This window comes from Pantoea sp. CCBC3-3-1, assembly GCF_007981265.1.
Classification (GTDB): domain Bacteria; phylum Pseudomonadota; class Gammaproteobacteria; order Enterobacterales; family Enterobacteriaceae; genus Erwinia.
Window position 1 is genome coordinate 2,205,170 of the sequence record NZ_CP034363.1, and the last position, 11,793, is coordinate 2,216,962.

Genomic DNA, 11,793 nt, shown 5'->3' on the forward strand with positions numbered 1-11,793 from the left:
GGACATGATGCCGATGGCAGTGAATTTTGATTTAAACGATCTTTATGCTTTTCGTGCATTGACCGAGTACGGCAGTTTTAAAGCGACGGCAGAGGCGATCTGTATTTCACAGCCTGCTCTTAGCCGACGAATTGATAAACTGGAGACGTCGCTTGGCGTTCAGCTTTTTGAAAGGACAACGCGTCGCGTGAACCTGACCTTAGCAGGCAGGACGTTTGCACCCCGCGCGCAGCAGATTCTGGCGGATCTGGAAGAGGCAGTGCTGGAGGTGAGTGATACACGTCAAAGCCGGAGTGGTTTAGTGACCGTGGCCTGCGTGCCTTCTGCCGCCTACTATTTTATGCCAAAAGTTATTGCCCGTTTTCAGTCACGCTATCCCCGTGTGCGGATAAAACTGATCGACTCCAGCGCCGGCAATGTTTATGACGCGGTGATGAAAGGGCAGGCTGATTTCGGGCTGAGTTTTACCGGATCTCCCCAGCCCGATGTTCTATTCAGAACGCTGGTCGATGAAACCTATGTCGCAGCATGCCGTCACGATCATCCCCTCGCAGCAAGAGAAAGCCTGACGTGGCGGGAATTTTATACCCATCCTTACGTCAGGCTTGATAAGACGTCTGGCAACCGTAACGTGCTGGATCAGGCATTAACAGGCATCACGCCGGACTGTCAGAGCGTATGCGAAACCCGTCACGTCACGACGCTGCTCGGTATGGTCGAAGCGGGGCTTGGCATTGCTGCCGTTCCGGCCATGGCAATGCCCAGGGCCGGGCATCCGGTGCTAACCAGCCTGGCGTTAACAGACCCCACGGTAAAACGTAACGTGGGGCTGCTTAAACGTCACGGACGAGAACTTTCCTCTCTGGCCAGCGAGCTGGAAAAGCTTATTTTTGAGATGAACGCGCTGGATGGTTAGTCTTCTGTTGCGCAACCGTATCCAATCCCGTTGACTGCACGATCGGTTGTACCTGTTTTGAAGAAAGATAGTTCAGCAGGGCTTTCGCCTCCGCAGGACTGGCGGAGCTTGCCGCTACGGCACCTGCAAACCGCGTGGCGTACTGCACGTCATCAGGAATTTTACCAATAAAGGCGACGCCGGAAACGGGCAGAAGCTCGCTCACTTGTTGAAAGCCTATCTCATACTGGCCCCTGGCGACCGTTTCTCCCACCGGCGTTTTTTCCACCTTGTGTGCTTTGGCCGCCACCTGTTGTTCAATGCCCAAGGTCTTAAACAGCTGCTCCTGAACATAACGCCCGCTGGCGCTGTCTGAATAGGCGATTGATTTAGCACTAAGCAGGACTTTACTGAGCCGCTCATTGCTGCTGATATCCGGCTTGCTGTTACCCGCTTTAACCACGGCACCAATTTTTGAGTCGGCCAGTTCGGTGCGTGTGCCGGGCAGGATTTTACCCTCTTTGGCAAGGTTATCCAGCGCGTAACCTACCATAATAACGACATCTGCTTTTTCACCGGCGGCCAGCCGGTTCGGAATGGCCTCTGCCGATTGACCCATTGACGGCCCCGGCACCGTTTTTATCTTCAGCGTGTTGCCGTTCTGTGCAGCGTACTGCGGCTCCAGCTTCTCCCAGGCTGCTTTAAACCCGCCTGAAATCATCACGGTAAGCTCTTTGGCCAGTGAATGGTTGCTGACCACGCACAGCATCAAAACCAGTAAAGTTTGTTTTAACTGTTTCTTCATCATCCTGGCTTCCCTTATCCGAAGTTCTTTTTAACGGAATGATGCAGCTGAGATTCCTGCTTATAGAGGAATAACGTTGCGAGCAGGGCGCAAACGGCGGCGAAGCTCATCCAGAGTCCCGGCGCTGCTTTATCACCCGTGACCTCAATCAGCACGGTCGACATGGCGGGAGTAAAACCGCCAAATACGGCAGTTGCCAGACTGTAAGCAAGAGAAAAACCCGCCACTCTAACTGCGGCTGGCATAATTTCAGTTAGCGCCGGGATCATTGCACCGTTGTACAATCCGTAAATAAAGGATAACCACAGCAGCACGCCCAGCATGGAATAAAAGCTCGGGTCGGCAGCAAGGAATTTTAATGCCGGATAAGAAGTTGCAATTGCAATAAGCGCCATCGTAATTAATACGGGTTTGCGGCCAAATCGATCTGAAATAGCGCCGCCGATGGGTAGCCAGATAAAATTGGAGACTGCAACAAGTAGCGTCACAAGCAAACTGTCTGAAGCGCTTAACAGCAGCACTTTTTTTCCAAAGGTTGGCGCGTAGACGGTAATCAGGTAAAAAGCGGTTGTCGTCATGGCAACCATCAGCATGCCCGCAACAACAATTTTCCAGTTTTTGACCAGGGTGCGGAATACGTCAGAAATTTCAGGATGGCTACGGCGGGAATTGAACGCGTCCGTCTCTTCTAATTTACGACGCAGGAAGAAGATGAAGGGAACGATTAGGCAGCCAAAAAGAAAAGGAATGCGCCAGCCCCATTCACGTATAGCGGCGTCATCGAGTAATGCATTAAGCGCGAAGCCCATCGCGGCGGCGACCATAATTGCCACCTGCTGGCTGCCGGACTGCCAGCTGGTATAAAAGCCTTTATGACCGGGGGTTGCGATTTCGGCTAAATAGACCGACACGCCGCCCAGCTCCGCCCCAGCCGAAAAGCCCTGTAATAAACGGCCCAGCAGCACAAAAAAAGGCGCCCACAAACCAATGGCGTTATAGGAGGGAATTAACACAATTAAAAAAGTCCCCGTCGCCATGATCGACAAGGTAACGATTAATCCCTTTCTTCTGCCGACTTTATCGATATAGGCGCCCAATACTACGGCGCCCAGAGGTCTCATTAAAAAACCGGCACCGAAAACGGCAAACGTCATCATCAGTGAGGCAAACTCGCTGCTGGCAGGAAAAAAAGTATGGGCGATATAGGTGGCGTAAAAGCCAAAAAAGAAAAAATCAAACTGTTCAAGAAAGTTTCCTGACGTCACGCGGAAAATAGCACCGATGCGCGAGCGTAAGGTAGCCGGATTTACAGAGGCAGGTTGCATAACAGACTCCAATATTTATGTGCGTTATTTTAATAAAACGTTGAATATTGAAGACTGAAACATCCTGGATAAGTTAATAAGTGCATTTTTCGGATGAATTAATGCTCTGTACGCATTAATGACGCAAAAAAAGAGGGAAAGGTCCTTAAAGCATGCATTAGTGAGATTTCCGTCAAATTTTCAGATAAAACCGGCTAACCCGTTGGTTTCTTCTTTTGTGACAGCGATCGCGCTCAGTCAGACGTCCATGCGGGCGACTTCATCCGGCTGGGTCTTGCCAGCGGCAGGCGGATACACTCCGTAATGACAGCTTTATCTCTTCTCCTCCGATTACGGCTTCAGGTGAGAGCGACGGATACGCAATTCACCCTGTTGCCACGCGTTATCTTCCGTACTTCCCCCATCGATAAGACGCGCGATCGCTTCCTGCATCAGCCGATCAACCCGCTGGCTGAAGGTGGTCAGCTGCCAGCCCGGCGCGGCAGCCTCATCAATGTCATCAAACCCCACGACCGCGAGCTGTGTCCTGGGCGCAATGTCGCGTATGGCCGCCATCGCACCCAGTGCAAGAATGTCGTTTTCGCAAAACAGCGCTTCAATACGGTCGGCCGCTGAGACCTCAAGCAAATAGCGCTGCATTGCCTCGTAGCCGAGCTGACGCTGGTAATGTGCCGCAGTCAGTTCCCGTTCCAGCGTATAGCCCATCGCTGTCAGTTCGGCGCAAAAACCTTCCTTACGCAGCAGATGCCCGTCATCAGCACCAGGCCCGGACAGATAACCAAAGCGCTGGTGGCCCTGTTCAAGCAGCAGTCGCGCTATGATGCGTCCTGCCTGATAGCCATCAATATTGACCGCATCAATGCTCTCTTTGCTGTTGCGGCCGACCTGCACCAGCGGAACGTTATGCATCTCTTCTGCGATGGCAATCAGCTCCGGCGTCAGCGCCGTGCCGAGAAATAAGATGCCGTCGACCTGAAGCTGGTCCGCCAGCGACATTACCGAAGGGTAATTGTCACCGGTAATGTTCAGCATTAACGCCATATAGCCACGCGCCTGAAGCTGTCGCGTGACTTCATCCAGCAGCTGCATTGAATGCGGATTTTTTAGTTCATCGATCACCACGCCGATAATGTGGGTGCGTTTCTGCGACAGGCTTCGTGCCAGCAGGTTAGGGCGATAATCCAGCGCTTTCGCCGCCGCGAGCACGCTCTCACGCGCTTTGTCTGAAATGGATGCGCCCGGCGTAAAGGCACGGGAAACCGTCCATTTGGAGACGCCCGCTTTTGCCGCCACGTCGCTGGCGGTGGATTTGTGTCGCTTTGCTTGCTGTTGAGTCATCGGCCACGTTTCCCGGTTGGATGTTGCGATTATGTTTTATCTTTGCACCCGATTGCAAACTTTTTGTGATCGAGCATGGTGTATTTAAAGAATGCTAATTGACTATTTATAACGCGCATCCCACAGTCATCCCGTTATCAACGACAAGTTATGGCTAAAAGGGCAGTGAGAGGTCGCTCTTCGCGTCACGGAATGAATAATTATTCTTACCCTACAGGACCCGATGATGAAAAAGACGCTCTGTTTTATCTTATTACTGGTGCTCTCATCCAGCGCCCAGGCAAAAACCTGGCAGGTTGGCGTTGCACTGGCCAACTTTGACCTGAATTTCGTTTCCATTTTACGTACGCAAATGATTGAAGAACTTAAGGCGCAGGGAATAAAAAGCCAGTTCTCAGACGCCAAAGGTGACGTCGCATTACAGGTACAGCAGGTCGAAGATTTTATTAATCAGGGCGTCGACGCCATCATTCTTAACCCGGTTGATACTCAAGGGGTTACGCCGATGATCAATGCTGCGAAGCAGGCCAATATTCCGCTGATTTTTGTTAACCGCAAACCGGAAGTGCCGTTGAGTGGTGCCATGGCCTATGTGGGTTCCGACTCCGCGCTGAGCGGCAAAATGCAGATAGAAGCGCTGGCGAAACAGATGAACTACCGGGGCAATATCGCCATTCTGATGGGTGCTTTATCGAACGAAGAAGCGCGCGAACGCACCCGGGCCGTTGAAGCGTTTGTCGCACAGCATAAGGAGATGAAAGTGGTGGAGAAGCAGAGCGCCAAATGGCAGCGTAACGAGGCGGTAGACGTGGTCTCCGGCTGGTTACTCAACGGCACGCCAGTAAACGCCATTGTGGCAAACAACGATGAAATGGCGATTGGCGCGATCATGGCGCTGAACCAGGCGAAGCGCAAAGATGTGCTGGTGGCCGGTATTGACGGCACGCCCGACGGCCTGCAATTCATTAAAAATGGCGAAATGGTGGTGACGATTTTTCAGGATGCGAAAGGCCAGGCCAGCGGCGCAGTAAAGGTGGCTCACACTCTGCTGGAGAAGCAAAAAGCAGCCAACTATAACTGGATCCCTTACCAGACCGTCACCAAAGCAAATTATCAGCAGTTTGCCGATATGAACCCTCAGTAGTTTTTATCAACCTTAAATTGCACCCGGGTGCAATAAAATGTATGGAGCAACTATGTTAAACGGTGAAAAACAGATTTCACGCCCGTTGCGCTGGGCGATGATTGGCGGTGGGCGGCTGAGTCAGGTTGGCTATAAACATCGCAGTGGAGCATTACGCGACAATACCGCTTACCAGATGGTCGCCAGCGCCTTTGATATTGATGCGGCGCGCGGACGGGAGTTTGGCATAAACCTCGGTATTGCTGGCGAACGCTGTTATGACAGTTACCAGCAGCTGCTGGCGGAAGAAGCCAAACGTGATGACGGTATTGAAGTAGTGACCATCGCCACGCCAAACGGCACCCATTATGAAATTACCAAAGCGGCGCTGGAGGCGGGCATTCACGTGATTTGTGAAAAGCCGCTGTTTTTCACCCGTGCCGAAGCGCAGGAGATCAAAGCGCTGGCCGAAGCCAGAAGGCTGATTGTTGGCGTGACCTACGGCTTTTCGGGGCATCCGCTGCTGATGCAGATGCGGGCAATGATCGCCAAAGGTGAAATTGGCGAAGTGCGAATGGTGGAAATGCAATATACCCACGGCTTCAACGCCAGCGACAGCGCCGATAAATTCAGCGACGCGCAGAAATGGCGTGTCGATCCGAAAATCGCCGGGCCCTCTTTTGTACTGGGCGACATCTCTACCCATACCTTCTATATCTCGCAGCTGGTGCTGCCCGAACTGAAAATCAAAAGTCTGTTATGCGACCGGCAGAGCTTTATTCCGTCCCGCGCCCCGCTGGAAGATAACGCGATGGTGCTGATGCACTACGAAACCGGCGCGGTGGGGCGCATGTGGGCCTCGGCAATTAATGCCGGATCGATGGACAGCCAGCGTATTCGCGTTATCGGTTCCCGCGCCAGCCTGGAGTGGAGCGACGCCAACCCGGGCGAACTCAAATATGAGGTGCAGGGCCAGCCCAATCAGACGCTGCATCACGGTATGCCTTACCTCGACGAAAGCGCGTTGGCGGATGAACGGCTGGGCGCGCTGCATACCGAAGGGCTGGCCGAATCCTGGGCCAATATCTACCTGAAATTTGCTATTGCCATCAGCGCCACCCAGCGCGGCGACACCCAGACGCTTGAAACGCTGATTTATCCCGATATCAACGCCGGCCTTGAGGGCGTGCGCTGGATTGAAAACTGTGTCCGTTCAGCCGATCGCGGCTCCCTGTGGGTCAACTACCAATAAGGAAAAGTATGAAACTCTCATTTTGTACCGACAGTCTGGGTCATCTGCCGTTTGAGCCGATGCTGGATAAGCTGCTGGAGCTTGGCGTCACCGGCGTGGAGATGACCACCGGCGGCTGGTCTTCGGCCCCGCATATCCGCACCAAAGAACTGCTGGAAAGTGCGGGCAAGCGCCAGCAGTTCTTAAAAGCGATTGAGAGCCGGGGAATGACCATCGCCGCGCTCAACGTCTCAGGCAACCCGCTCGATCCCGGTGCGCTGGGCCAGCGACACAAGCAGGAAACCGAAGAGGCGTTGCAGCTGGCAGGCGAGCTGGGCGTGAAGAAAATCGTGATGATGAGCGGCCTGCCGCCCGCCAGCCCGCACGATACCATCCCGAACTGGATCACCTACACGGTCAGCTGGCCGCCGACGCTGAAAAACTGCCTCGACTATCAGTGGAACGAGGTCGCTATCCCTTACTGGCTGGGGCTGGTAGAGCGTGCCCGTCACAGCGGCGTGGAACGCTTTGCGCTGGAAAACTTCAGTGCGATGCTGGTGTGGAACCCGGAAACGCTGTTCCGCCTGCGCGATGCGGTAGGGCCGATGGTCGGACTTAACCTCGATCCCAGCCATCTGATCTGGATGGGCGCCGATCCGATTGCCGCCGCCCGTGCGCTGGGGCCGGCAATCCATCATGTACATGGCAAAGATGTTCGCCTGGAGCGCGGGCTGGTCGATATTAACGGCCTGCTTGAAACCAAACCGGTGGAGGAGGTGGCTAACCGCGCCTGGAACTATGTGGCGGTAGGCTGCGGTCAGGATCTCCAGTGGTGGAAAGCATTCTTCTCGGTGGTGCGCATGATGGGCTACAACGAATGGGTCTCGCTAGAAATGGAAGACTTAACCATGTCGGTGGATGCCGGAATCGCCTCGTCCGTTGCTGCACTACAGCAAACGATTAGTCAGTAACGTTGTACCGTGACTGCGGCAGCATTGCCGCAGTCATCTGCCCGATTAGCGTTTTCTGGCAGGACGCAGATCACCGCAGCAACTGCTGTAGCTGCATAATCGCCGACAACGCAGGGCAGGATGTTGGCTGTTTGGGTGAACCGGTACCTTCCACGCGCTGTGTAAAGGTTGTTCATTTCGCTAAAGCCCGTTACAGCGAAGCCGATAATCCCATTCACCTCCAATAACTGCACTGAGTGATTATGTTATCTGTAAACCATAACGAAACGGTCGCATCGGCGAACAAGTCGCGGACAGCCAACATGTCTCTGCTGGCGCAGTCTATTGAGCGGCTTTCCTCCGGGCAGCGTATCAATGGTGCTAAAGACGATGCGGCAGGCCAGGCCATTGCTAACCGCATGCAGTCCAATATCAATGCCGACAGCACGGTAACGCGCGGTCTGAACGACGCAATTAGCTATGCACAAACGGCGGAAGGCAGCCTGTCGGTCGTCAGCGATATGCTTATCCGCGCCAAAAGCATTGCGGTGCATGCCGCGAACGGCACGATGTCGGTTTCCGATCGTCAGAGCCTGGACGGGGAATATCAGCAGATCCTTGCGGCAATCGGCAATATCGCCAACGGCACTGAAATTTTTGGCAAATTTCCGCTGGCAACCGGACACCCGCAGCTGCCACCGGTTATGCTGGGTGACGTAGCGCCAATCAATACCAAATTCCCGGTGCAGGGGCAGAACTATTCGTTCAGCTCCGGCGTGGTGCCTTTGGCGTATATTCCTGCCGGTGCAACGAATATCTCGATCACCATTGACTCGTTGAGCATGGATGATGACCTGCAACTCTTTACCCGCGACGGCAAACATCTGGTGGGAACGCCGATCGACGGCAGCGATGCGGATTACACCTGGGCGAGCAAGGGCGTGACCGATGACGCATCTGCTACCGCACTGCTCACCACCAGCAATGGATTCAGCAGCGGAGCCAGCTATGACGACAGCGAGCTGATTACCGGCGGCTCCTCGTGGAACTTAAGCGGCAGCGATGCGCTTAGCTACAACGGCATGGACATCAGCTACAGCGGCGACGGCGATCGTTACGAAGATGTGGCCACCGGCGGGTATAACGATGGCCTGGTGGCCGGAAATTCGCAGGAGCGGATCACCATTGATAGCGTGTCGGAAGACCTGATTGTAGTGGTGGTAGGCAATGGTTCCTTTAACGCCAATCTGACCTGGGGGACGCTACCCGAACCGACGATTACTCCCACCGTTCCGCCGAAACAGAGCGGGCCGTTAACGGTAGTCACCAGCGCCAACTATGGTCAGCCGTTGCAGTCGGATACGATTGACGCGACGCCGAGCGATCCAAAATCGCTGGGATTAGCCAACACCAGCCTGCTGACGGACGGATCCACCCGAACCGCGATGCAGGCGCTGGATGCCGCACTGGAAACGGTCAGCGGCTATCGCGCCGACTATGGTGCAAAAATCAACCGCTACGAATCCAATAAATCGGTGCTAAGCCAGCAGAGCATCGCCACGCAGGCAGCGCAAAGCCGTATCGACGATGCGGATTACGCGCAGGAAAGCAGCCAGCTGGCAAAAGCGCAAATTAAAGAGCAGGGCCAAAACGCAGTAATGAAAATGGCAAATCAGTCGGCGCAAAATGTCCTTGAGCTGCTGCGTGACTGATTAACTTCGAGCTGTCGCACATATTTTCTGCATTAACCTGTTGAAAGCCGTCGGGTTCCCTTACTGTTACTCACTCCAGTTAACCTGAAGGCGAATCAACAATGAACAGCGAACCTGCGCATCAGTCCAGCCCAAAAGTGAACCTTATCGGCGTCATCAGCCCCGTGCCCGCCACGCCTTTTAGCGTAAAGATGCTGGATGAACTTACCCGGCAGCTCGGTGAACGGGGGTATTTGACGCTGTTGCTGCCTGTCGATGCGCATCCAGACTTACTGCAAAAAACCCGCCAGCTGGCGCTGGCTGGGCTGATCTGTCTGGAGGCACCGGCGAGTAACATGCTGGCCGCGCTGAAAGAATCGCTTCCTTACCCGGTTATCCCTGTTTGCAGCAGCAGCGCTGATGCTGAGGATAGCGTCAGCATTAACGACCATGCGGCGGCAGAGCAAATCGGGCGATTACTGGCGGATCAGCCGCATCAGCGCTTTGGTTATCTGCAAGGACGAGCGGGCGCTGAACCTTCGCGCAGGCTGGCAGGCTACATCGCAGGCTTGCAGGTTGCCGGGCAAAAAGTTGAAGTGCTAACCGCGGGCGATAGCGATCGCGAATCCGCCTATCAGGCGATGATGCGCTATTTGAAACAGGCGCGGGCGTCGGAACGAATTAACGCACTCTTCTGTGAAAACGATCTGCTGGCCTTTGGCGCAATGCAGGCCATTCGCGATTTCGGACAGGGCGCACATATTGGCGTGGCGGGCTTTGACGATAGTGATGAAGCCGGTACTTCCACCTGGCATCTGACCAGTTGGGCACAGCCTTATGCATTGCTGGTGACGGAAGCGTTAAACCGGCTGCTGGAGAACCGCCGCGAAGAAGAGGGCGCATGGCGTGAGGGTGAGCTGAGAATCAGACATTCTCATCTGGCGAAAGCCGCGCCCGGTGAAATGGCGAAATGTGGCTGCGCCAGTCGGCATTAACAACCCTTAACAACAAGGCCGCCCGCAGGCGGCCATCGATCTTAGTGAGGCACTTCTGAAACGGCTTTCACGTCAGATTTATTGATCTGCTGCTTAACGCCGTTCGCATCGGTGTAGCCCAGCAGTCCGGTTTCCGACTCTTTCGGTTTGCCGTCGCTGATAATCGTTCGACCATCGTTAGTATGAATCGCATAGCTCGTGGTGGTGCAGCCGGATAAAAAGGCCATGCCGAACAATGCAACCAGCGGTAAAACCAATGATTTTTTCATTTTCAGTTCCTTTTATCAGTTATCGAGCTCGTTCATATTGCTGATTTGATCGCGATTGATCTGTTCTGTTTTGCCGGTTTGGGCATTCTTAAAGGAGACCAGACCGGTATCGTCATCAACCTGAGGCTTACCATCCGTCACGATAGTGCGGCCGTCGGTGGTACGGATTGCCTGATTAGAGGAGCAGCCTGTCAGCGCGCCAACGGTGGTAAAAAGCAGGGCAGCGGCTAAAATTGTTTTAATTTTCATCATCCTTTCCTTAGTTCAACAATAACTATGACAATACTGGAAGCGTAGACGGATTTTGAAAATTTACTACATTACAGGCGGCAGATAGTTACACCCTTCGCACAAATCATGCCTTTTATGACCCGACCCGGCCGGGATGAAAAGACGGCGGCGGTGGCAACTTTTTCTGCTCAGAGGTAGTATGGCTTTTTTTCACCCTGTTAAATTCCTCAATAATACCAGCGAGTTGCCGATGAAACTGCATATCTATGAACACTGCCCTTTTTGCGTACGGGCAAGAATGATCTTTGGCCTGAAAAATATTCCTTATGCAACGGCGGTAATCCCGGAAGGTAACAGCGAAATTCCTCTACGCATGGTTGGCCGCAAAGTGGTGCCGATACTTGAAAAAGATGACGGCACTTTTATGGCAGAAAGCATGGATATCGTGAAATTTGTCGATGCATTATCAGCACCACGCCTAACTGATGCCGGGATCGACCCGGCCGTTAAACAGTGGTGCGATGAAGCCACCAAAACGCTGTTCCTGCTGGCGATCCCACGCTTTACTCAGGGCGAGTTTGCCGAGCTGGCAACCGAAGAGGCAAGGGAAGCCTATATCGCTCGTGAGAGAAAAGCGTTTGGCGACCTGGATGCGCTGATGGCCGATACGCCAGCGCTGTTAAGCGATATGCATGCCAGGCTGGAAACGCTGGAACCCCTGTTAGCAGGCAGAACGGCTGTGGACACCACGGACTTTATCCTTTTCCCGCTACTGCGCTCGCTCACCATTGTTTCCGGCGTGAAATTCGGCCCGGCAACGCTGCGCTATCTTAATAAACTGGAAAAAGAGGCGGGTGTTGATCTGCTGTTTAATCAGGCACGCTGATACGACCTTAATTATCGCCTGCGTTTTTAAACCGGAAGCCAGCAGAGGACAGCC

12 protein-coding genes are annotated in these 11,793 nt (G+C 53.8%); 7 read left to right on the forward strand and 5 right to left on the reverse strand.

Going from position 1 to position 11,793, the window contains the following annotated elements:
* Nucleotides 1-13 precede the first annotated feature (13 nt).
* Nucleotides 14-916 (forward strand): LysR family transcriptional regulator, encoded by a 903-nt coding sequence (locus tag EHV07_RS10340; protein WP_147197604.1) that lies wholly within the window; start codon nt 14-16, stop codon nt 914-916.
* Here the strand turns inward: EHV07_RS10340 and EHV07_RS10345 are convergent.
* The 3 genes from EHV07_RS10345 to EHV07_RS10355 form a co-directional block, all read right to left on the reverse strand.
* Nucleotides 885-1,700, reverse strand: coding sequence for a substrate-binding domain-containing protein (locus EHV07_RS10345; RefSeq protein ID WP_147200590.1), 816 nt, complete (start codon nt 1,698-1,700; stop codon nt 885-887). The genes EHV07_RS10340 and EHV07_RS10345 overlap by 32 nt on opposite strands.
* A 14-nt stretch (nt 1,701-1,714) precedes the next feature.
* Nucleotides 1,715-3,025 carry an MFS transporter gene (locus EHV07_RS10350; RefSeq protein ID WP_147197606.1) on the reverse strand — a complete coding sequence of 437 codons (1,311 nt, stop codon included), beginning with the start codon at nt 3,023-3,025 and terminating at the stop codon, nt 1,715-1,717.
* Nucleotides 3,026-3,355: 330 nt separating this feature from the next.
* Nucleotides 3,356-4,363 (reverse strand): LacI family DNA-binding transcriptional regulator, encoded by a 1,008-nt coding sequence (locus tag EHV07_RS10355; protein ID WP_147197608.1) that lies wholly within the window; start codon nt 4,361-4,363, stop codon nt 3,356-3,358.
* Nucleotides 4,364-4,589: 226 nt separating this feature from the next.
* Here EHV07_RS10355 and EHV07_RS10360 point away from each other — a divergent pair, with 226 nt between their 5' ends.
* The 5 genes from EHV07_RS10360 to EHV07_RS10380 all read left to right on the forward strand — a co-directional run bounded on the left by EHV07_RS10360 (nt 4,590) and on the right by EHV07_RS10380 (nt 10,353).
* Complete coding sequence (locus tag EHV07_RS10360) at nt 4,590-5,507, forward strand: substrate-binding domain-containing protein (protein ID WP_371419672.1); 918 nt, start codon at nt 4,590-4,592, stop codon at nt 5,505-5,507.
* Between the two features lie 52 nt (nt 5,508-5,559).
* Entirely contained in the window at nt 5,560-6,738 is a 1,179-nt protein-coding gene (locus EHV07_RS10365) for a Gfo/Idh/MocA family protein (RefSeq protein WP_147197612.1), read from the forward strand.
* Nucleotides 6,739-6,746: 8 nt separating this feature from the next.
* On the forward strand, nt 6,747-7,688 hold the full coding sequence (locus EHV07_RS10370) for a sugar phosphate isomerase/epimerase (protein WP_147197614.1): 942 nt from the start codon (nt 6,747-6,749) through the stop codon (nt 7,686-7,688).
* Between the two features lie 242 nt (nt 7,689-7,930).
* Nucleotides 7,931-9,379 carry a flagellin gene (locus EHV07_RS10375; RefSeq protein WP_147197616.1) on the forward strand — a complete coding sequence of 483 codons (1,449 nt, stop codon included), beginning with the start codon at nt 7,931-7,933 and terminating at the stop codon, nt 9,377-9,379.
* Between the two features lie 101 nt (nt 9,380-9,480).
* A complete protein-coding gene (locus EHV07_RS10380) occupies nt 9,481-10,353 on the forward strand; it encodes a substrate-binding domain-containing protein (protein ID WP_147197618.1) in 873 nt (290 codons plus the stop codon).
* Between the two features lie 41 nt (nt 10,354-10,394).
* On the opposite strand, the gene EHV07_RS10385 is transcribed toward EHV07_RS10380, so the two are convergent.
* Nucleotides 10,395-10,622, reverse strand: a complete 228-nt coding sequence (locus EHV07_RS10385; RefSeq protein WP_147197620.1) for a YgdI/YgdR family lipoprotein — start codon at nt 10,620-10,622, stop codon at nt 10,395-10,397.
* Nucleotides 10,623-10,637: 15 nt separating this feature from the next.
* Complete coding sequence (locus EHV07_RS10390) at nt 10,638-10,871, reverse strand: YgdI/YgdR family lipoprotein (protein WP_147197622.1); 234 nt, start codon at nt 10,869-10,871, stop codon at nt 10,638-10,640.
* A gap of 232 nt (nt 10,872-11,103) precedes the next feature.
* On the opposite strand from EHV07_RS10390, the gene grxB reads away from it, so the two are divergent.
* Nucleotides 11,104-11,739 carry a glutaredoxin 2 gene (grxB, locus tag EHV07_RS10395; protein ID WP_147200591.1) on the forward strand — a complete coding sequence of 212 codons (636 nt, stop codon included), beginning with the start codon at nt 11,104-11,106 and terminating at the stop codon, nt 11,737-11,739.
* Nucleotides 11,740-11,793: the final 54 nt, after the last annotated feature.